Origin of the sequence: Bacillus sp. FJAT-28004 (assembly GCF_001280845.1) — a bacterium.
Taxonomy (GTDB): domain Bacteria; phylum Bacillota; class Bacilli; order Paenibacillales; family Paenibacillaceae; genus Pristimantibacillus.
In genome coordinates this window covers 525,211-546,072 of sequence record NZ_LGHP01000002.1, presented here as the reverse complement: position 1 = coordinate 546,072, position 20,862 = coordinate 525,211, and the positions used below count along the sequence as shown (strand labels likewise).

Below are 20,862 nucleotides of genomic sequence, written 5' to 3'. Positions count from 1 at the left end.
CCGTGGCGAAAAAGGAGATAAACCGTGGAACCAGGGTGTAAAAATCGTGCACTTTTTTCGAGTTGCCTGAATTGCACGAGCTTTGCTAAGGTATACTTACATTACAGCATAAGGCATGAGGAAAGGGGCTCGCCAAATGTTACGTAACTCGATTTTCACCAAGCTCCTTCTGGCGTTTCTGCTGCTCACGACGATACCGCTTACGCTGTCGAGTTGGTTTTTGCTAAAGAACTCCGAACGTACGCTAAATGAGAAGCTTCAAAGGGAAACGATCAATATACTCGATCAAAAGTTGAAATCGCTCTCTTTATTTATTGCCGACATGCGCCGCATGGGAGAAACGATTGCCCCAGACCCGAATGTCATGGCTTTTCTTAACGCCCAAGACGCTAATGCCGGACATGCCCTTATACCCGAACTGAATCGATTGTCATCAGCCACCCAGGCAATCCGTCCTGAAAATATCGGAATCACGCTAGTTAGCGACCGCGGCCTGATTCATGCTTACGGCTATGAGTTGCGTCCTGGCGCCTCCCGGCAAGGTGACTTTCCTTGGCTTTCCGCAAACGAGGACAAGGCGGACTTGTATAGAATTTCCCAGATGCATGACCGTTCCTATAGTACACAGAATGCGTCTCAGCCTGTTTTTTCATTCGTCCGGTATATCGAAGACTCTAGCTCCGGAGCTCGCGGCGAGCTGATCATCGATTTTAAAATCGACGTACTGCGGGATTTGCTGAAAAACATTTTCCTAATGGGCGACATATACACCGATTACGCTTCCGGGGTCATTATTACTGACCGGGACGGACAAATCTTATACCCATATCCCGCCGGACTTTTTGTTGACGAAGATTATAAACGCATGGCGCAGCACTACTTTCTGATTCAACGCCATGACAAATCGATAGACTGGAATTTTACCGCTTATTTTTTAAAAAGCGAGCTCTACAAGCCGATTTATGGCGTCCGGCAGGTCGCGCTCACGATTACGATCGGCACCATCATTATCTGCGTGATCGTTTCGCTCATCATATCCAGACGGATTTCTAAGCCTATTCTGCAGCTCCGCAACCTGATGAAGAAGGTCGGCCGGGGCGACTTCGACGTCTATTACCAAGATGGGGCGCGGGACGAGATCGGCGTTCTTGGCCACGGCTTCAATACGATGGTGAGCCGTATTCAGGATTTAGTCCGGCAAGTGTACGAAGAGCAGGATCAGAAACGCCGCGCCGAGGTAACCGCTCTGCAGTCACAGATCAATCCGCATTTTCTGTACAACACGCTCGAATCTATAAATTCGCTGGCCCGCAAAACGAAAGAGCATGAAATTAGCCGGATGATCGTTCTGCTCGGCAAACTGCTGCGCATGAGCATCGGCACCTTCGAGGATATGATTCCAATCGAAAAAGAGGTCACTTATGTTCGTCATTATTTGGAAATACATAAGCTGAGGATGAAGAACGGCTTACAATACGACATCCAGCTTGATCCGAAACTGTTAAACTTGCATACGATCAAATGGATATTGCAGCCCGTCATTGAGAATGCCGTCATTCACGGAATCGATCCAAAGGAGCGGGCAGGTCATATCGTGTTGAAAGGCTGGCTTGACGGCGATGACGTGTACATCCGTATCAGCGACCAAGGAGTCGGTATGGGGGCAGAGGCTGTGCGCCAGCTAAACGATGATCTGGAGCACCGGGCGATCGAGTTGTCCAAGCATCATGGCAAGGTGGGCTTATTCAATGTGCAATCGCGCATTAATCTTTATTTTGGGATGAATTATGGCATATACGTGGAGAGCATCAAGGGTCAAGGCATGACCGTGACGTTAAAACTGCCGAAAAAGGAGCCGACATGACGAAAACGAGGCTATTGATCGTCGAAGACGAGTGGATCATTGCGGACAGTTTAAGTTCAATGGAGGAATGGGAAGAACGGTGTATTGAGGTTGCCGGGATCGCCCACAACGGTTACGAAGCCATCCGTTATTTGGAGGCTGAGCCGATCGAGCTCGTTATCTCCGATATCCGTATGCCGGATATGGACGGACTGCAGCTGCTTCAATTTATTTACGAAGAAATGCCGAATACACAGGTCATTATGATCAGCGGTTATGAAGAATTCGATTATGCCAGAATCGCGCTGAAATACGGGGCTAAAGGATATATCCTAAAACCCATCGATACCGATGAGCTGCTTGCGACGGTCGATCGTCTCTTAGGACAGCGTAATCTGGAAACCGGAGCAGAAGCAAATGCGGAAACGATTCAAACCGTGGTCCCTCAGACCTATCATAAAGAAATCGTTCACAAAGCGATTCAGTATATCCAAGACTATCTGCATACTCCGCTATCCCTTTCCGAAGTGGCGAAAACCGCCCATTTGACGGCGCACTACTTCGGACAAATTTTTAAAAGTGAGAGTGGCCAGCTCTTCAACTCGTATTTGACCCAGGTCCGAATGGAGAAAGCATGCGAGCTGCTGAAGCATTCCGGACTGAAAATATATGAAATATGCGAGAAAGTCGGCTATGTGGACCCAAAATATTTTTCCAAGGTGTTTCAGAAGCAATTCGGCATGACCCCGAACGAATACCGGCAGAAAATGTGATCCAAGATGCATTCACACCTGTTCATTTGTTAGTTATGAAAATTGAAATACTTCTGCAGTCACCTCTTTCAACATCTGAACAAATATACAGCGAGAAGGCCAGCCAGCTATCACTGGTTGACCTTATCTGTTAGAGACAACCATAATACACCGATAACTTTCTTAAACACTCGGCTGAAGTGCTCCGCATTCATATAACCGATCTTTTCAGACAGTTCAACGATTTTATATCCCTCGGTTTTACTAAACCCCTTTTTCTTTACATATTCTAAATTCGCTACAAGTTGTAGCTCATTCAAATAATTGAAAGATCGAGTATAATCATGTTCTTCAAAACATGGGGTTTTTTGTTTTTCTACTGGCGTAGCTCCTATATGGAATCCAGATGGTAAACATGTGATATTCCTAATACTCCATATGGCGCTGTACTCTTTCATGTGATTCCAGATGATGAAATGGTTTATTACAAGTTCCACCTGTTATCTCACTACTCACCTCATTTCCCCAATAAAAACAAAAAACCTCCCCGCAGCACCCTGCAGGGAGGTTCCCTCTAATAAAATATCTTCTCATCCCGCTTTTCCTTAAGTATCTCTACCGCTTCACGAAACCGCAGCGAATGTATAATCTCCCGCTCCCGCAGAAACTTCAAACTGTCCTGCAGATCGACGTCATCCGTCATGTCAATCAGCCACTGATACGTCGCCCTCGCCTTCTCTTCCGCCGCAATATCCTCATACAGATCCGCAATCGGATCACCTTTGGCTTGAATGTAAGCAGCTGTAAACGGCACGCCCCCAGCATTCTCATAAAATAAAGCACTGTCATGAGCCACATAATGAGCACCGAGTCCCGCCGCTTTCAATTGATCCGGCGTAGCATCTTTTGTCAATTTATAGATCATTGTAGCGATCATTTCCAAGTGAGCAAATTCGTTGGTACATCATATTTGTAGGTGATGGTTTTCCCATACACAGCAAGGCTTTTAGGTTTTCATTTTTTGGATATAATGCCTTTTGACTATGAAGCGCCAACTCGATAACCAAAATTGCATCTCACGCTGCTGTTACAACTTATCAATTCAAATCTTTAAAAGCCGTTAAAAGATGCTTACCTCTACAGCAATAACATTCCTGAAAACAATCAACCATTCTACTCCGGATGTCTTCCACCGCTAGGTAAACAGGTAGACCCGGCACTCTCATGAACAACCATATAAGAGTGCGAACACCGTAGAAGTGTTCGCCCAAAGAGTCGTTGTGTGTATGTGTCCAATTTATACTAATGGATGCGGTATATAAAGTTCTTCTAAACTCGTAATTTCTTCGGGTGTCAATTTAACCGACAATGCCGAAACCGCGTCTTCGAGATGACTGATCTTAGTTGAGCCGATAATTGGAGCTGTGACCTCTTCCTTTTGCAGCAACCATGCAAGTGCAATTTGTGCATGCGGAATTCCCCGGTCAGAGGAAACTTCCGCAACTCTTTCCGCAACTTTACGATCAGCCTCTTCAGTTTTAATAAATAATCCCTTTGCTACCTGATCATTCTCGGATCGCGAGGTTCGCTCATTCCAATACCGGGTTAACCGACCTGCAGCCAAAGGCAGGTATGGGGTGACGCCAACTCCCTCATCTTTGCAGATCAATGTGATAATGTTACTTTGCACAAGTTGCGTCCTTCTTATTCGATCGTGAATGTACAACGAAAAAAGACCGTTTCATAAGTCATTGAAACTTCTAATGACTCAAACGGCCTTCATCGCTACAGGAAAAACTTATTTTTTAATGGGGACTAATTTCCAATACGTGCATATTCTCCAAAGCCATTCTAAGGGTCCCATTCTAAAGAATCGAAGCCATACCGTACTGAATAGCAATTGAATTACATAAATGCCCATACAGAGAAAAATTAAATGTATATAAGTGACATTTCCCGATAGTTGTAAACAATAGTTCACTGTCAACACTAACGCAGATTGAGAAAGATAGTTAGTTAATGACATTCGACCATAATTTTTTAAAGGACTCAATAGCTTCTGCACCCACGAATATTGCAATAATAAGATGAATATCCCTACATAAAATGCGGAAACAATAGGACCGACAGTGATCCCCCATTCTATGAATTTTTTTGGATCCATTGCTTCATTCATGGGCATATCGACGCTCGTTGTTGGAACATAGGAGTATTGAATCCATAATCCAATGATACTTAAAATGAAAGCAATGAATGTAAAAATCCGATATTTCCAAATTTTTTCCGATATATTCTCAAAGATACGAAATTGTCCTGCCGCAAGTCCCAGTAAAAGTAAAGGGAGTATTAGTACAACTTTATCACCTTGATAACACGAGTATATGATTCCTATTAGAGCTACTATCAAATTGATATGTTTATTCACTAGATAAAAAGGGATCAGAAAAAATCCGACCATTGCATACGCCATTAATATATCAAGATCATGAACAAACGTAACATGGATACAACCCATTACGAATAATGCAGCCAGTCTTCTTAAAAAAAGGAATAATGCATTCTCATTTTTTGCTTTAGCACGTGACATAAAAATATAAAATCCATAGCCAAATAAAAATGAGAAAATGGTAAAAAATCGTCCTTCTACAAATAAATAAAGGAAATGATGATAGGATTCGTCAAAAGAGTTTGGCAATGGAGGTTGCACTCTTATAAGAAAAAAAGGAATATTCACTAGCAAAATCCCTAATAAAGCAAATCCTCTTAAATAATCTATTACATCGATCCTCTTGTCACTTATTTCCGTTTTCATATTAATTTTCTATACTCCTAAGTTGTATTTCGATTTGCATACCTTGCCCAAGTTGACTTTGCACGCGGATCTTGCCCCCATGCGCGATGACAACATCACGAGCAATCGCCATGCCTAGGCCAGAGCCTTTATGCAGTTCGCCTGTATTCGTTCCGCGATAATAGCGGTCGAATATCCGCTCAAGCTCCTCTTTGGCAATGCCCTTGCCTGTATCTTCGATACGTATACGCGTGTACAGATCTTTTTCCACACTTACCTGGATGCAGACATTCGGATCATTATGAACGATCGCATTATAAATCAAATTACTGATTGTTCTGCGAAATAATAATGCGTCCACTTCCAAATGAATCACTTCATCGCTACAATAAAATTCGAGGTTTCGATCCGCATAGCGCGTATCATTCAGAATATCGATTACAATATCTCGAAGAAGCGCAATGACATTTACACGCTTTTTGTTCAAGGTAAGCTCCTTGTTCTTAAGTCGTGTTGATAAATTCAAATCGTCGATCACATCTTTTAAATAAACAGACTTACGCTCAATGATCCCCGCGTATTCCCTCATTTCTTCCATGGAAAACTGATACTCGGTATTTTCCATCATTTCTGCATAGCCTTGAATGGATGCCAGCGGTGTCTTCAAATCATGCGAAATGTTAGCGATCCACTCTTCCTTCATCCGATCGTGCTTCTTACGCTCCATCTCACTTTTTTCCAGCACGAATGAAAGGTTATTGACATTGGCTAAAACGCCTTTATAGATCCCTTTTGGCTCCAAATGAATTTTGTAATCATGGTTGGCCAACTTTCGAATGCCCTCAATGATCGCAAAGAGCGGTTTCGTCAATTTTTTGCTAAACAAATAACCAATAAAAAGCGCAATCAAGGCATCAAAGATAAGAATAAGAACACTTCCAACTTGAAAGAACTTGGCAATATCACGTGAATCAAACGACAATACGATTCGTTTATAATAGGAATTATCAAAGCCCATCAAATAACTAAATCGCCGGTCTCCTGATCCCTTTTCACCAATATAAATAGTAGTGTTCCCATCGAATTCTCTATATTTGTAATAATTAATAACATCCAAGGGTGTATACTTGTCTTTAGCCCCTTCAGGTGTTAGATAGCTAAAGATTTGCTTGCCGTTCTCATCGAGCACCTGAATCCATGCCTGAAGATTGACGAGGCTTTCTTTTCCTTGATCGGTTAGTTTAACTTGATTGTCAGAAATATTAATTTGTTCATGAAAATGTCTCGTTATCGTTTCGGGTGAATTCGGATTTCGAAAAAAAGGACCTTTCCACGTACCTTGCAAGATATACACACCGATGAAGAGAATAATATTCATGACTACCACTAAAATGACAATGGCTACAACAGATACCAGAAAACTCCCCGTTAATCGCCACTTCATTACGATCCGCCCTTTACTGCAAGTTTATACCCCAACCCTTTCACGGTCAGCAGATACTGTGGATTTGAAGGATCATCTTCAATTTTCTCCCGCAATCTACGAATATGAACCATAACCGTATTATCCGAGCCGTAAAACTCTTCTCCCCAAACGCGATCATATAGCTTTTCTTTGCTAATGATCTGATTCGGGTGTTTCAACAGAAGCATCATAATCCCAAGCTCCTTGGGCTTAAGCTCAATGACATGACCGTTCTTGGTAAGCTCCAGCCGCTGTTCATCGAATTCGAAAGAGCCTGCTTTGATGACAGGCTTCACTTTTTCTTCGATCTGCTGATAATTGGCTCGACGAAATTGCGCTTTAATTCGATAGGCGACTTCCTTCGGACTAAAGGGCTTCGTAATATAGTCATCGCCGCCGATCGCAAGGCCTAATAGTTTATCGACTTCCTCTGTTTTGGCAGATAGGAACAGAATAGGTACGTGCGAAGTTTCACGAATGCTTTTACACACTTCATACCCTTCCCCATCTGGTAGCATAATATCAAGTAGAACGAGATCTGGCTCTACAGCATGAAATTGATCCAGCCCTTCTGCCGCCGTAGCAGCTGTAAACACTTCTGAAATCCCTTCCTTCAGGAGGACCGTTTTCAACAGCCGCGAAATATCCTCTTCATCTTCGACAATTAATATTTTTTTATTAAGCGACATATGTGCGCCCTCCTAGGAAGTTAAACCGTCTACAAAATATTTACCATAAAAGTCTTACTTCATGCAAAGCCTATGATCCACTCTTTCCATTAAGCTTCTCCAATGCTTTACTTGGAATTTCATCTTGTTTCACTTCTTGATAGGAACTTACACCACTATCTTTCACATACACACGAAGATAAGCGTCTTTTCGTAGCGATTTGTTAGCAGTGTAATCAAGCTTCTTTTCAGTTCCGTCTTTGTCATACGCTTTTGAAGTATATTCGTAGGAAATAAACTTCTGTCCGTCGGCAGTTTTTCCTTCCACTTGTTTGCCTTCTTGAACTTGAACATAGTATTGATCGGCACCGATCCGGTTAATGTTACCGTTTCTAAGGAAGACAATGGACCCAACAACAAGCACAGCAATAATAGTAAATACAGCAATTGATTTTTTCATGATAAATTCTCCTTTAATTATAAGTTATTTTTTATTTGGATTGTGTTACGACAATCTTGTAATAAGACTGTACGGTGAACATATAGTAAGCAAAGTAAATTAGCGAATACAAGCCCATGCAGATCAAGACAGGAACTGTTAAGTTCCTTTGCAGAATGCTCGATAGTGCCGTTAAAGCAATAGAGCAATGTGCAATCCCCGCAACTAGCGGAAGTGCGAATATAAAGGCAACCTGTTTCGCGATTGAACGTCTTATCTCTTTCTTTTTCACACCAATTTTGTGCAAAATCTGGTAACGCCCTTTGTCTGCGTTCGCTTCCGTTATCTGTTTGAAGTAAATAATACTGCCCGTTGCCGCCAAGAAAACAAGACCAAGGAATCCGGCCATATAAATCAACAATCCATACATTTCAAGCCCCTCGGAATAGTCTTGATAAAAGCTCGATAAGCTCGGCATCTCCTTGCCATTCGGCAACAGATTTTGAATATCCGTCGTCAATTTCCCAGCCTTCTTCGCATTCGTTATGCCATAAGTCTCTAATTGGAGAGGTTTATTTTCTTTGGCAAGACTTGCAAATAGCTCATCACTGACTACAAGCGTCGAATAAGTTATTCCAACGTTCATTAGGGTGTATGGTTTGAATCCTGAGAAAGTAATAGTCTCACCCTTATGACCTGTCAACAGTTTGATTGTCTTACCCGTGTAATTAGGAGATTGGCCTTCCGAGTAGAAAGGATCTAATGAAACGGTTTCGTTACCTTTCAATGAAAGGACATCCTTCTTCTTGTGGATAGCTGCCAGATTGTTGAAATCTTGGCTTGAGATCAACGTATACGTCCTTTGATTGCTTCTGCTATTGCTCTTAAGATTGGTCGTGTCCGCATCGATTTGAATCGCTGGAACCGTGAGGTGGTAGTTCACCTTATGATTTGGATTAGCCGAAATGACATCCTGTACTTTTTGGGCTTGATTTGGATTTTCAGCGATAAACATATAACTGTTGGGATTCATTTGTTCGGCCATGTTCTGTGCGTTGTAATACAAGCTATATACCGTGCCAACAGCTGTTAATGTTGTTGCGCTAAGCACCGCGATAATCGTAAGCGTTCGAGCATTTGCTTTGATCCGATAGAGCAATTGTGACGTTCCGATTAAGCGAATGCCTTTCCAATAACGCTTCTTATTTTTCGTAGATAATTTCAATAAAGTTACAGTTAACGTGCTAAACAAGAAATAAGTGCCAATAACAACCGTCATCATAATGACAAGCGCCGTTGTCCCCATTCCAAGATTTTTCCAAATCTCAGACTTCCCAATGTCTTGCAGCGCAATCCAGTAACCAAAACCAATCAAAATAATCGAAAGTAGGGTAATCAGTATCGAAGTCTTCGGTTCCTTCTCCCCTTCTGCTTCAGCACGGAACAATTCGATCAGCTTGAACCGATAAATTAACAGGTAGCCTTGAATGGAATTGAATAAAGCGATAATCAAGAAAACAATGGCTGTATTGATGATCGCTGACGACGAAATGGAGAAATTCGCAATCACATCATAGCCCATCACCTTCATCAAGAGCTGAACAAACCATTTGGTCAACAAGGAACCAAGTCCAATCCCTACAGCAAGAGCTAAAAAGCCCATAATGAAATTTTCATAAAAGAGCATGCGCCCAATTTGCTTATTTCGTAAACCGAGCAGCGCATAAAGTCCAACCTCTTTTTTTCGCTTTCGCGTAAAGAACGAATTCGAATACCCGATAAATATGGCTACGAAAATAATGAGTACGACGGATGCCCCGCTAAATGCCGAGTTAACTTTAGACGAACCTGCCATAGCCGATTGAATCGTTTGATCGTACTTGAGTGATACGAAAACGAAGTAAATCAAGATACTGAAAATCATCGAACCGAAGTAAAGAAAATAGTTGATGAAGTTGTTTTTCATATTCTTGCGGGCCAGACTAAAGATCGTCATGGTACCCACCCCCTAATGCTCCGAGGACCTCTAGAATACTTTGGAAAAACTCTTTGCGAGACTGGCCTTTTTTATGCAACTCCTTATAAAGCTCACCGTCTTTAATAAAAATGACCCGTTTGCAATAACTCGCTGCATAAGCATCATGCGTTACTATCATAATGGTGGAGGCGTGAGTTTCATTTAGCGTGCGCATGCTCTCCAGCAAACTGGATGCCGATTTGGAATCGAGCGCTCCCGTCGGCTCGTCCGCCAAGATCAAGCTTGGTTTCGTAACAATGGCGCGTGATGCTGCAGTACGTTGCTTTTGACCGCCGGAAATATGGTATGGATACTTGTTCAATATATCGCGAATACCGAATATATCCGCAATCTCATCAACTCTTTTTTCGATCTCAGCCGCAGGTACTTTCGAAAGCGCGAGCGGCAGCAAAATATTTTCCTTCACTGTCAATGTATCGAGCAAATTGTAATCCTGAAAAATAAAGCCCAGCTTCTGCCGACGAAAATCTGATAATTGCTCGTCTTTCATCGTCACGATATTTTGACCGGCAATGATCACTTCTCCAGAAGTAGGGGTATCGATCGTGGAGAAAATGTTGAGCAGCGTCGATTTCCCCGCACCCGATGGACCCATGACACCAACGAATTCACCCTCATTAATTTCCAAGTTGATATCTTTTAAAGCCGTATAAATGTTATCCCTCGTACCGAACCTTTTCTGTACGTTGTTGGCTTGCAAGATTGTTTGCATGTTCAGTGCTGCCTCCTTTAGATCGTGTTGCCTATGAAACCTATTCTAAAGGGCGAACCTTACAACATTATAATCTCAACCTTACAGCAACCTTAAACATTTAAGCCCGATCAAACAAATAAGCGCCCTATTGAGCGCCCATTGCCATGACTGAATCAAGTTTAGATTGAATATGGCCCTTTATCCTAACTTTGCGCCATTCCTTAACCAGCTTACCTTCTTCATCAATTACAAAAGTAGGACGTTCAACGCCCATGTACTCGCGTCCATACAATTCTTTCAGCTTCCAAACGCCCAACTAAAGACGGAACACATGGACAGAGTGAGGTTGCATTCGCCTTTTGTTATTTGCTTGGTTACAAACTCATGCCTCGATTAAAAGATATTCATACACAAAAGTTATACCGACCGGAGCCAGGAATGACTGACGCTTTTGCGAACTTGCAGCATGTACTCACGCGTTAATTGGGAACTGATCCGTCAGCTGTATGACCAAATGATGAAGTATGCAAGAGCTTTACGGCTTGGTACGGCTGAAACGGAAGCCTTCTGAAAAGGTTTACCTGGAACAACTTGAAGCATCCAACGTATCAGGCGCTAGGTGAGTTGGGTAAGGCAGTTAAAACCATCTTCCTCTGTGAATATATGCATTCGGAAGAATTACGCCGAGAGATTAATGCTGGTTTAAATGTCGTGGAAAACTGGAACTCGGCCAACGGGTTTATCTTCTTTGGCAAGGGTGGAGAAATTGCTACGAATCGCATAGAAGATCAAGAAATGGCCGTTTTGTCGCTTCATCTACTACAAAATTGTTTAGTCTACATTAATACCATCATGTTCCAGAACGTTTTATCGGAGAAGAAATGGTTTGATCGAATGACTCCGGAAGATTTACATTCGGTGACACCCTTGATCTATACTCACGTTAATCCATATGGCACATTCCGGTTGGATATGAAGGTAAGACTTCCATTGGAAGGTGAACTTGCATGATTGAAAAACGCGTATCTGCAAAAAAGAAAGCCCGGGAGCTGGCGAAGTACATTCGCTCAGAACGACCGGACATGCTTACTTAAAGAGTTTGTTTCAGCATTTAAGAAGCGAGCTTGAAATTGAGGTTCCTAAATCAAATAAAAAGCTGCCTTACGTACCCACAGAGGAAGAATTAAAAAGCTACTATGAAGTGGTTTGGAAGGCCAAGAATTTTCAGGACATGATGATCGTGAAGACCCTCATGTATACAGGTGTCCGGGTCAGTGAGTTAATCAGCATTAAGCTGGCGGACATCGATTTTCATTACTGTCAAATCCGGATCAACAAAGGAAAGGGCAGCAAAGACCGCATTGTTCCATTTCCTCAGACTTTCAAAGAGCTACTGGGCATGCACGCTGATTCGATGAAAAAGAAGCAAGCGACCTATCTGTTTGAGTCCTCATGGAAGAAAAAGTACACGGACAGGGGAATACGCAAGATTTTGGCTAAATATTCAGAGGAGGCCAAGTTATCTCAAAACCTTTCTCCTCATAAACTAAGTCACTTTCTATTAACCTGGCTAAAAAAGCAGGGCATTGATGACGCGCTGATTCAACCCTACTCCGGCCATGAAAGCAGAAAATCTTTGGAAGGATAATCAAAGCTGGCAATTACCGATGCTCAAAATGAATATAACGAGGTTATAAATAAATTTCCAATTTAATCCATACGTTTGCGGGTGGTGTCAGCTACGCTGGTATTACCCCTCAAAGCCGTTTAAACGCTAATTCACGAAGCTTGGAGTAGCTGGCAACCATTCACAACGTAGGTACTACTTTGGCAATACATGAAATCGAATCATTCTTTTCGAATCTGGAACAGATTTATCTAACCATCCTGCAATCGATCTCTGATTTGGAACAGGCTATCCAAGAATATGATTCGTTCTATAACAATGAACGTTTTCAGAAGAATCTAAACGACCGTTCCCGGATAGAAGCCAGAAACGGCCGTAGAATAAAGATGTCTTCTTATAAGTGTCTACTTGCCCAGAGTTATGACCACAATGGCCGACTTTTTAACTTGTGTGTTCAAAAAGTGGATTGATTAGCCAAGAATCGCAATGTCACGGAGCGTAACGACCAGTTCCTCGACACCATGCAACTCGAACAAGACGAGTTCGTTTTCTCCTTTGCAAAGCAGCGGTCCCGGAATATACAACGTCTTTTGTGGACCAACCGTCTCCCAATAACGACCCAGATTGAAGCCATTGATGTATGCAACACCTTTGTTCCAGCCTTTCAGTTCCAAAAAGGTATCAGCGGCTTCGTCAACCTGAAACGTTCCCTTGTAGAAGGCAGGTTTGCCGTCGAAATTTACTGACGCCGACTTATACTCCAAGTTCGATAAATCTTCCATAGGCAATGTATGGATCGTCCAGTGGTACAGGAACTGTTGACCGAACCGGATGCCTTCCGTAATCCCTTTCACATCCCGCAAGTATGAACCATAGTTGGATCGTCCCATATTTTCGACGAGCACTGTGAGAGTTACTCCTTCAGGAGGGACACTAAAAGCAATGGGCTCCGCATCTTTGTTCCAACGCTCAACGACGCCTTTATACTCACCGTCTAAGAAAATCTGCGCACGGTCGTGAACATCCTGCAGGTTCAGCTTCGTTTCGCCGCGAGGACCGGAAATTCGCGAAGTGTACATAATGAAGCCGTAGTTTTGTCCCAATAGCTCCATCGGATCCGGGCACGTTCTTTGCACCGGGGTCGACAACTTGTCTAGGGAATCGAACAGCACCGCCTGCTGCGTCATTTGTACTTGACCGTAAGCTTTTTTCTTGATAGGTTCTGGTAATTCCAGCGGTCCTAAGTCAACATACTTAGATACAACTTCACGCACTGCATAAAACTTGTCTGTTACATCGCCGGACTCACTGATCAGTACATCGTAATCATAGCTTGTAATCGTTGGCATATACGTGCCATCATCATTCGCTCCGCTCCAGAAGCCGAAGTTCGTTCCGCCATGGAACATGTAGAAGTTAACCGAAGCGTTCATGTCTAGCATTTCATCGAACACCTTCGCTACATCAGCCGCATCGCGAGTATGATGCTGTTCGAACCAATGGTCAAACCAGCCGTTCCAATATTCCATGCACATGATTGGTCCTTCCGGCTGGTAAATGCGCAGTTCGGCAAATGCTTCTTTCGGACGGGAACCGAAGTTTACGGTTTCGAGCACTCCCGGTACCATGCCGCCTTGCAGCATAAAGTCTTCCGGTCCGTCGGAGGTGAACAACAGCACGTCGATGCCGCGTTTGATTGTACTTTGACGCAAGTACTCGAGGTATTGCGTGTCGTTACCGTAGCTACCGTATTCGTTTTCGATTTGCATCGCGATGATCGGCCCGCCGTTCGTACAGAGCAGTGGAACAAGTTTCGGCATGAGGATGTCATAATAAGCGTCGATTTTATCAAGGAATGGTTGGTGGGAACAACGCAGTCTCATGCCATTATCGGCAAGCAACCATGCGGGTAATCCACCAAACTCCCATTCCGCGCAAATGTACGGACTTGGTCTAACGATGACATGCAGCCCTAGCTCGCCGGCCGTCTTGATAAAATTGACTATGTCGGCGATGCCTTCGAAGTTGAATTGTCCTTCTTTTGGTTCGTGCAAGTTCCATGGTACATACGTTTCCACCGTGTTGAAGCCGCAGGCCTTCAGTTTCATCAAACGATCCCGCCAATATTCGGGAACGACACGGAAATAATGGATTGCACCAGAAATAAGCCGAATCGGTTTGCCATCCATAACAAATTGATTACCTTCCACAACGAAAATAGACATGTGTAAATCCTCCTATTATCTGTTTTTTCATATAATCTCGATGAGCACCATCCAAGTTATCGCCGAAAATGTCTTCCCACGTAACAAAAACAACTTGTTGGGGAATCTAATGCATCTACGAAATTTTCGATATACTTGGATAAATCATTCAATGCTCTCTCTTATCGAAATTACTCTATTAAAATACTTATTTTAGAAAATATCACCTATATCTGAGAACTTCTTTGGAGTTATAGAGTTAAGAAGATCATCAGCACTAGAGCTGACGATCCTCTTCGAAGAGACTTCCTTTCACCCAAGTAGTTCAAAACAAATTTACTGTAATTTAATATAAAAATTATTTTGCGTTTAACATAGCCAAAATCAAAGTGACGGCTTCAGCTCTAGTGCAAGAAGCATTAGGATTAAATTTACCATCCCCATTACCCTTTATTAAACCTGCTTCTGCAGCTGTTGCCACATATGGTTTTGCCCATACTGGAATCTGATCTGCATCATCAAACGCCACTGATGCTTTTGGATTAACTTCAAGTCCTAGTGCACGAACGATAATAACGACGAATTCACTTCTGGATATTTTATTATCTGCACGAAATGTACCATCTTCGTATCCCGTAATAAATCCAGCTTTAACAAGTGCTTGAATGAATGGTTTAGCCCATGCTGGTATTTGCTTTTGATCCGCAAAACTAAGCTCCGTCTCACCATGCTCCAATTTCAGCGCTCTTGCTAACATCGTTGAAAACTCACCGCGTGTTACAGTACCATTCGGGTGGAAGGTTCCGTCTTCATAGCCAGTAACAAAACCAAGTTCAACGGATTTTTCTACAGCAGCTTTAGCCCAATGATTCGCAATATCCGTAAGCACCACTTTTGGCGTTTCAGGTGACGTTTCAGGCTTCGTCGAGCCACCACCCGAAGAGCTAGCTTCAGTCATCACCGTTACACTCGGACCATTCACGCTCCAATTGCCTGCCGCATCGCCTGCTTCAACTTTAAAGGAATACGTCGTGTCAGATGACAGGCCGCTGACTGTATAGCTCGTGATATTGCCTGCTAATGTAACGAGTTCACTTCCGTCCTTGTAAACTTTATAGCTAGTTACACCCTTATCATCCACTGCTTCTTTCCATGAAAGTGTAAGGCTAGTTCTGCCAACATTTGAAGTCTTCAATGCTTTATCTTCTGTCCATGTTGGAGCAGTTGCGTCTGCTGGTGTTTCGTCCTTATAAATTGCTGTTACTTTAACAGCTTCATCAGGCATTACAAATGTAGTAACTGTTGCACTTGCATCTTCAAATACAACGTTAATGTTATCCGTAATCCATTTGTCAAATCCTTGGCCTTCTGGTGCCCCATATGCTGAAATTGTAACGGTCGCTCCTTTAGCATAATTTCCGCTACCATCACCATTTACTACTTCAACTGCATATTCTTGACCTGGATCTACAGTTGATTTCGCACCGTAAGCTTCAAACTCACGGAAACCTGCCCATGTTGGGTCAATACCCAATACATTCACTTTTATAAATCTAACATTTTCAGCTGACCACGAATCTTCTGTAAAATTTTCAGTAACTGGAGTGTTCCACTTATCGACAGTTGTTGTCCAGTTCTCGCCATCAGGAGATACTTCTAGTTTATACTTCATCGTAGTTGAAGCTGTTTCCCAGAAAATCTTTGAACCCGTAACATCGTATTGTGCTCCCAGGTCAACCTGCCACCAATGTGCAGTACTTGGATCACTTACACTCCAACGAGTTGATGTTAGACCGTCATTCCCCATCATTGCCGTATTACTTGATTGTTCACTGCTTGCAGTTGCAGGTTTCTTCAATGCAATGTTTGGATCTTCTTTTACTGTAATTTCTGCAACAGCTTTCTTATCCGTACCTTCTAACGTACCATTTACAGTAAACTGGCCTTCAATACTTAGTTGTTCATCCGAAATACGATCCCATGTAACAGATACAAATCTCTTTGTATTATCACTTAATGTTACTTCAAGCATATTTGGAAGTATTGGTGCTTTGCCAATGACTGTACTTACTTTTACTTTAGGAATTTCAAAGATTGTAGCCGCAGAATTTGTAACGATAACAATCGCCTGAGCTTTAATATTCGTACCTTCTACGGTACCCAATACATTAAAAGATCCAACATTCATGTAACGATCTTCAGCTATTGAATCCCAAGCGGCAGGTAGATGAATAACTGTACCATTTGAAGTGATCATCTTAGCCGATTCTGGCATGATAGGTGCAGTTCCTACTGTCGTGTAAACAGTCATCACTTTTGCATCTACGATATCTACTTCACCGCTAGCTGTTACGGTTACAGTAGCTGTAATAGCTGCATCCTGAACTCCATTAATGTGCCCTACGACTTCAAATGTTCCTGCTTCAGCATATTTTGAAGGGGCAATTACTGGCCATTGAATTGGCAATTCCATTTCTGTGTTGTTGCTCATAATTGCCTTTACGGTTGCAGGCATTTCCGGATGCATGCCAACTGTCGTGCCAACTTCAACGGTAGCGGGTCCAGTTATTGATGGAGCTTCTTGAGCAACTCTCATCTCAGCTACACTCGCCCAACCATTAATACCTTCTAACGCCGTTAACTTAACATGAGTTATTGGCTTTGAACTATCAATAGCTATTTGCTTTGTATCAATTGTCTTTTGCCATACACCATCTGAAACAACTTTTACAAACCCTTCAGTATCTAATTTTGCGTCTCCATTATCTGCTGGATTTTCATATTTAAGATATAATTCATATTTTGAAATAAAACCATTACCACTTGCTTCTCCTTTACTATTTTTCTCCTGTCTTGGCATTACATCTACTCGGTTTACATTGTAAGCTTTACCTAAATCGAGCGTGATGGATTGTGGTAAGGTATCACTTCCATCCCAAGCTGTGTGCCACAATGAACCTATGTTTCCATCAAGTACATTTTCAGGAGCATCACTTAGCTCATAGCCAGTTGCACTTGCAGTGATACCATCTACAGGTATTACTGCTAAGTCAACAGGTTTAATTTGTGGTGGTTCAATGGTAGCATCCTTTGCTTCCTGAACCACTAGATCGTCAAGGATAAAGTCTCCTGCTGAACTTCCATCCGTATTTCTTGTTCCGATCCAAAAATCTTCTGTACTTGCTGTAAATTTAACAGTAAACGGTGTAGGAACGGTTGCCTGTGGCATCGGTATATTCATCAATTCCTTCGTACCGTTACCTACAACAAAGTTTATCTTTTTATCAAACTGACTTTCATATTTAAATGAAACTTCGTAAGATATTCCTTTATCAAATCTTAAAGTCTGTGGTAATGTTCTCATGATGAGACCAGCACCTGTCTTATGTGACTTAATAGACCATTCACCATTTAATACATCATCAACTTCTTTTCCATTCCACCCTTTTTGAGTGTATGGAGCGTGTAATTCGGATAAGTGAGTACGTGGATCACTTACGCCATCAGCATCTGCTATAACAAATGGAGTCAAACCTTGGTCAACATGTTCAAAATCTTCAGCTACTACGACCCCTGGAGATTGTGGTACAACTCTCTGGGTAGGTACAGAGCGAACATCGTCAAATGTTACAGTCGCTGTTCCTGGAGCTACCTTCAAGTACAATGTTGCAGTTTCCTGTCCGGCTGCTACATCAAATATGACCCTCATTCTCTGCATATTGGTGCTGTGCTTGGAGTCAGCTGAGATATAGTTTTTAAGTGGTGAACTTTCCGTATAGTTAGTTATATCTGCTCCGCCAAAATCTTTAACACCAATCGTCGTTTTACGATTTGCATATCCTGCCGTGTTGGAATCACTACCGTTTGTACTGTTTGGTGTATTCCCTACCTGAACATAAATGGAAGCTGAGTATGTTCCCGGCTGCAATCCCGATAATTGAGTCTCTAATACCGTTTCTTCCATATTTTCTTTGATTACTACTTCATACTGTCCACGATGGTTACGTTCTACAGTTGCTGCACCACTCTTTACATCCCAGTGATCTAATGTTCCGCTGTTGAAGCTTGGATCCTTTGCAGGCATTCCAAATCCCCAATTCATAACTTCAGCCGTTACAGAAACATCACCTTTGTATACAACGTATGCTTGTTTTGCTTCTGCATCGATCGTGATTTTGCCATCAACTACGTTGATGACTTTTTCATCTTTCTTACCTGTATCCGTTAATGTGTACAACTTAACTGTCGATACATTGTTCCAGCTATTTGGCAGATCCCAAGTCGTTGTTCCACCGTTTTCATTATAGTGATAGAGTTTTTCTTCAGGACCAGCCAATTCGCTTCCTGTCTTATCGGCATTTGGCGACCATGGCAACAAATATTTGAGGTTGTTGTATTTTACAACATCATAAACATTACCGTTACTTGTTCCTTTTTGAATGGTTACATCTTCTTCAAGAAGTTTCTTACCATCTTTTGTGAATGTTCTCTTTCCGTCTGATGCCCTTTCGGCAACAACATTTCCTTCAAATTCAACTCGTCCCACATTATCTTTTACATCATACTTCGTCATAGGGAAGCTTTGCAGATACTTCGTAGGTAAATTGTTTTTAAATACAATATCAATCATTTCATCATAATCTACTCTTCCCTGCCATCCTTCTGCATCATTTGCCTCAGTACCGCCAAGGATTGGGTGACGAGCGATCCAAACGTCCTTCTGGTGATTTCTTACAAACCTTGCGATATCACTGCTATATCCCTTGATGTTCTTTCCGCCGTAATCATAGTCAACTGCCCAGTGATTCCAAACGGCTTCATCTTCTAATACATTTGGAAACTCCGTAGTAAGAGTCCATCCAAAAGAATTCACTTCTCTTGCAAATCTTCTTCCATTAAAGCCCTGTTCATACCAAGCATCTGCATAAATAAAATCAAGTGTTGGTGCATCTTCCTTTAACATCTCTAAACGTTTCATTCTGTTGCCAGTATAAACTTCTCTTCGGTATGTAGGATCATCAAAGTCATATGATGGATCAAGCCAATCCCAACCAAATTTGTTCATATTAACTAATTTATCATCAAAAGCCTTTGCTTCTGGGTGAGCACCTGTACCACTAATATGTACACCCATGAAAGCATTATATTTCTGCGCTTCTCTTACAAGTGTATCCATATCCTTCTGTCCGCCCTGACGTACACCTATATGTCCACCATAATCTGGATGCGCGGAGTCATGACCTTCTGCTTGGTAACCCTTTAATTCCACCCACTGTCCAAGCCCGTCAGTTGATAAATATATTTTCTTCGTTTCATCTAGTGTCTTTAAAAATGGGTTTGTTGCCTGACTGCCAAAGTTCATCGGTATACGTTGAACAACAAGCTCAGACATTCTGTCGCTGCCAATTGGATTGTTCATAATATCACGGAATGCAACAGCTCCATCCTGCCAGTCTATTTGACGATCACCATTTGCGTCCTCTGTAATAACTACCTTCGTATGTGGTAATGGCTCAGTTAAATTTTCTGGCATTTCATTTCCACGATATACCCATGAAGCACTCCACAAAGCTGTACGAGAGTAACCTGTTTTCTCTGTAGTTTGCTTCACAATACGGTGGTTGTCATTATCTCCATCTTTATTTGTATCACCAAATGCATTGGACCAAACACCAGCTGCTAATTCATCATTGTTAATGAACGCGTACATATAGTTTTTTGGTGTACTATCTACCATAGGAGTACTTGATACATCTTGATACACATCACCTTTTTTATAAACAGCGTTTTCCATTCTGGAACCGGCAAATTTGGCACCCGCTTCTGTACTTCTTACCGATACCAAGCTATGGTTTGGAATATCAATAGTGTGTATTCTTGCTGTACCATTTTCTTGCACATCAGTTACCTCAAAGTCAAGTGTATTGTCAGTAACAGTTAATGACAACTTTATTACTACATCTAGTTCGTCAATCGTTAATGTATAATCGGCTTTATTTTCGCTTTCCGTATAATCTACTTTCGGTACATAGTCTATTCCGTTAATTTTTATTGTGTTTAGTACATCTTCTGAACCATTTAATACTTTATTATTTAACTCATACTTTATTACCCTTGGGAAATTCTGGTCCACTTCAACTTTCATTTCATTTGTTGCTATGATTCCATCGTAAGTTGCAGCATCTGCAATTCCTGAAAATACAGGAATTGTAATGCTAGCCAACTGTACAGAGGCTACCACAATTGCTACGTTTTTCATTACCTTTGACAGTGACATTTTTTTACCCCCTTCAGGTTTAATCTATTAATTTCAAATTCTTATAATTAATCTTTAATACAAT

The 20,862-nt window shown here is 42.0% G+C and carries 13 protein-coding genes and 4 pseudogenes; 5 read left to right on the top strand and 12 right to left on the bottom strand.

Annotation, left to right across the window (positions count from 1 at the left end; all coding sequences use genetic code 11):
- The first annotated feature begins 136 nt into the window (after nt 1-136).
- Nucleotides 137-1,864 (top strand): sensor histidine kinase, encoded by a 1,728-nt coding sequence (locus AC787_RS24475; protein ID WP_054027582.1) that lies wholly within the window; start codon nt 137-139, stop codon nt 1,862-1,864.
- Nucleotides 1,861-2,616: a response regulator transcription factor gene (locus AC787_RS24470; protein WP_054027581.1), complete on the top strand. Its 756-nt coding sequence runs from the start codon at nt 1,861-1,863 to the stop codon at nt 2,614-2,616. Before AC787_RS24475 ends, AC787_RS24470 begins: the two co-directional genes overlap by 4 nt.
- Nucleotides 2,617-2,726: 110 nt before the next feature.
- Here the strand turns inward: AC787_RS24470 and AC787_RS24465 are convergent, their stop codons facing one another.
- The 10 genes and pseudogenes from AC787_RS24465 to AC787_RS33845 form a co-directional block, all read right to left on the bottom strand.
- Complete coding sequence (locus AC787_RS24465; protein ID WP_054027580.1) at nt 2,727-3,092, bottom strand: hypothetical protein; 366 nt, start codon at nt 3,090-3,092, stop codon at nt 2,727-2,729.
- A 77-nt stretch (nt 3,093-3,169) separates the two neighbouring features.
- Nucleotides 3,170-3,556: pseudogene (locus tag AC787_RS24460) on the bottom strand (manganese catalase family protein); the annotation flags it as partial.
- A gap of 336 nt (nt 3,557-3,892) precedes the next feature.
- Nucleotides 3,893-4,261 (bottom strand): annotated as a pseudogene (locus AC787_RS24455) (aldo/keto reductase); the annotation flags it as partial.
- A 132-nt stretch (nt 4,262-4,393) separates the two neighbouring features.
- The gene (locus tag AC787_RS24450; protein WP_054027579.1) at nt 4,394-5,407 is read right to left on the bottom strand and encodes a DUF418 domain-containing protein; all 1,014 of its coding nucleotides are present in this window, start codon (nt 5,405-5,407) and stop codon (nt 4,394-4,396) included.
- A gap of 1 nt (nt 5,408) precedes the next feature.
- The gene (locus AC787_RS24445; protein WP_054027578.1) at nt 5,409-6,830 is read right to left on the bottom strand and encodes a sensor histidine kinase; all 1,422 of its coding nucleotides are present in this window, start codon (nt 6,828-6,830) and stop codon (nt 5,409-5,411) included.
- A complete protein-coding gene (locus AC787_RS24440; protein WP_054027577.1) occupies nt 6,830-7,540 on the bottom strand; it encodes a response regulator transcription factor in 711 nt (236 codons plus the stop codon). The genes AC787_RS24445 and AC787_RS24440 overlap by 1 nt, the downstream gene beginning before the upstream one ends.
- A gap of 70 nt (nt 7,541-7,610) precedes the next feature.
- Nucleotides 7,611-7,979: a YxeA family protein gene (locus AC787_RS24435; RefSeq protein WP_082361094.1), complete on the bottom strand. Its 369-nt coding sequence runs from the start codon at nt 7,977-7,979 to the stop codon at nt 7,611-7,613.
- Between the two features lie 31 nt (nt 7,980-8,010).
- Entirely contained in the window at nt 8,011-9,954 is a 1,944-nt protein-coding gene (locus AC787_RS24430; protein WP_054027575.1) for an ABC transporter permease, read from the bottom strand.
- Complete coding sequence (locus AC787_RS24425; RefSeq protein WP_054027574.1) at nt 9,941-10,708, bottom strand: ABC transporter ATP-binding protein; 768 nt, start codon at nt 10,706-10,708, stop codon at nt 9,941-9,943. The genes AC787_RS24430 and AC787_RS24425 overlap by 14 nt, the downstream gene beginning before the upstream one ends.
- 127 nt (nt 10,709-10,835) lie before the next feature.
- Nucleotides 10,836-11,003 (bottom strand): annotated as a pseudogene (locus AC787_RS33845) (peroxiredoxin); the annotation flags it as partial.
- Between AC787_RS33845 and AC787_RS33390 the strand changes: the two are divergent.
- The 3 genes and pseudogenes from AC787_RS33390 (at nt 10,982) to AC787_RS35435 (ending at nt 12,787) form a co-directional block, all read left to right on the top strand.
- A pseudogene (locus tag AC787_RS33390) lies at nt 10,982-11,701 on the top strand (Tn3 family transposase). The pseudogenes AC787_RS33845 and AC787_RS33390 sit on opposite strands and share 22 nt — an antisense overlap.
- Before the next feature lie 88 nt (nt 11,702-11,789).
- Nucleotides 11,790-12,338, top strand: coding sequence for a tyrosine-type recombinase/integrase (locus tag AC787_RS24415; RefSeq protein WP_235561107.1), 549 nt, complete (start codon nt 11,790-11,792; stop codon nt 12,336-12,338).
- A 179-nt stretch (nt 12,339-12,517) separates the two neighbouring features.
- Nucleotides 12,518-12,787, top strand: a complete 270-nt coding sequence (locus AC787_RS35435) for an IS3 family transposase (protein ID WP_054027572.1) — start codon at nt 12,518-12,520, stop codon at nt 12,785-12,787.
- On the opposite strand, the gene AC787_RS24405 is transcribed toward AC787_RS35435, so the two are convergent.
- Both AC787_RS24405 and AC787_RS24400 read right to left on the bottom strand, forming a co-directional pair.
- Entirely contained in the window at nt 12,788-14,542 is a 1,755-nt protein-coding gene (locus AC787_RS24405; protein WP_054027571.1) for a glycoside hydrolase family 35 protein, read from the bottom strand. It abuts the gene before it with no gap.
- A gap of 337 nt (nt 14,543-14,879) precedes the next feature.
- Entirely contained in the window at nt 14,880-20,798 is a 5,919-nt protein-coding gene (locus AC787_RS24400) for an endo-alpha-N-acetylgalactosaminidase family protein (protein WP_054027570.1), read from the bottom strand.
- Nucleotides 20,799-20,862 lie beyond the last annotated feature (64 nt).